This window comes from Micromonospora echinofusca, assembly GCF_017614955.1.
In the GTDB taxonomy this organism is placed as follows: Bacteria; Actinomycetota; Actinomycetes; order Mycobacteriales; family Micromonosporaceae; genus Micromonospora; species Micromonospora echinofusca_A.
This window is the reverse complement of sequence record NZ_WVUH01000634.1, coordinates 1-1,531: the sequence shown is the minus strand read 5'-3', so window position 1 is coordinate 1,531 and position 1,531 is coordinate 1. Positions and strand designations below refer to the sequence as shown.

At 65.8% G+C, this 1,531-nt stretch carries 2 protein-coding genes; one reads left to right on the top strand and one right to left on the bottom strand.

Annotated elements, in window-relative coordinates; translation table 11 throughout:
• A partial coding sequence (tnpA, locus tag GSF22_RS33500) for an IS200/IS605 family transposase (protein WP_208817905.1) occupies positions 1 to 355 on the bottom strand: 355 nt, incomplete at its 3' end.
• Positions 356 to 377: 22 nt separating this feature from the next.
• On the opposite strand from tnpA, the gene GSF22_RS33495 reads away from it, so the two are divergent.
• Positions 378 to 1,531 (top strand): RNA-guided endonuclease InsQ/TnpB family protein (locus GSF22_RS33495; protein ID WP_208817904.1); only part of this gene is annotated, 1,154 nt, incomplete at its 3' end.

Genomic DNA, 1,531 nt, shown 5'->3' with positions numbered 1-1,531 from the left:
CGGAGCCTGCGAAGTACGAGCCCGACCAGAGCTTGTTGGCCCGGTAGTAGTGGCGCGCGAGGTCGGGGAACTCCTGCCGCATCCGCCGGCTCGACACGCCCTTGAGGGAGTTGACCAGTCTCGCCAGGGCGACCTTGGGTGGGAGGTTCACGAGCAGGTGGACGTGGTTGTTGTCCCCGTTGAACTCGACCAACTCGGCCTCGAAGTCGGTGCACACCGCCCACATGATCTCCTCCATTCGGGCAAGGTGGCGGTCATCGAACACCCGGTGTCGGAACTTCGTCACGAAGACCAAGTGAGCATGCAGAGCAGAAACACAGTGCCTACCAGTGCGGATGTCTTCGAGATCGGCCATGGACCATTGGTACGGTGCGTCTGTGCAGCTCCGTTACAACTACCGCGTGTACCCGACGCCGGGTCAGCAACAAGCGCTGGCCCGGGCGTTCGGCTGCGCCCGAGTGGTCTTCAACGACGGGCTGCGCCTGCGCCAGCAGGCACGCGAGAACGGCGATAAGTACCTGTTGGACGGCGACCTGTCCAAGCGGGTCATCACCCAGGCCAAGGACACGCCCGAGCGGGCGTGGCTGGGCGAGGTGTCCAGCGTGGTGTTGCAGCAGGCCCTCGCGGATCTGAACGTGGCGTACCGCAACTTCTTCGCCTCGATCACCGGCAGGCGCAAAGGCCGTAAGCTGGCTGCGCCCCGGTTCCGTTCCCGCAAAGACAACCGGCAGGCCATCCGTTTCACCAGGAACAGCCGGTTCAAGGTGCTCGACAACGGTCGCCTGCGGCTGCCGAAGATCGGCGACGTGCCGGTCCGCTGGTCGCGCAGCCTGCCGTCCGAGGCCACCTCGGTCACGGTGATCCGGGACGCGGCCGGCCGGTACTTCGCGTCGTTCGTCGTGCAGACCACGCAGGACGAGACGTTACCGCCGGTCGACGCCGAGATCGGTATCGACCTCGGTCTGACCCACTTCGCGGTCATGTCCGACGGCACAAAGGTGACCGCACCGAAGTTCCTACGCCGCGCTGCCCGCAAGCTCAAGCGGCTGCAACAGGATCTCTCGCGCAAGCAGCGCGGAAGTCAGAACCGCAAGAAGGCCGCCGTGTTGGTTGCCAGGGCACACGCCCGGGTGGCCGACACCCGGCGGGACTGGCAGCACAAGCTGTCCACGAAGGTAGTTCGCGACAACCAAGCGATCTATGTCGAGGATCTGTGCGTGGTCGGTCTCAGCCGGACCCGGCTCGCAAAGTCCGTGCACGACGCGGGCTGGGCCAGCTTCACCGGCATGCTGGAGTACAAGGCCGCCCGGTACGGGCGCACCTTCGCCCGGGTGGACCGGTTCTTCCCGTCCACCCGGATGTGCTCCGACTGCGGCCGGATCAACAAGAAGATCCCGCTCGACGTCCGAGCGTGGGACTGCCCGTGCGGCAGCCACCACGACCGGGACGTCAACGCCGCGAAGAACATCAAGGCCGCCGGACAGGCGGACTTCAACGACCGTGGAGCGCAGGTAAGACCAGCATTCGTGCC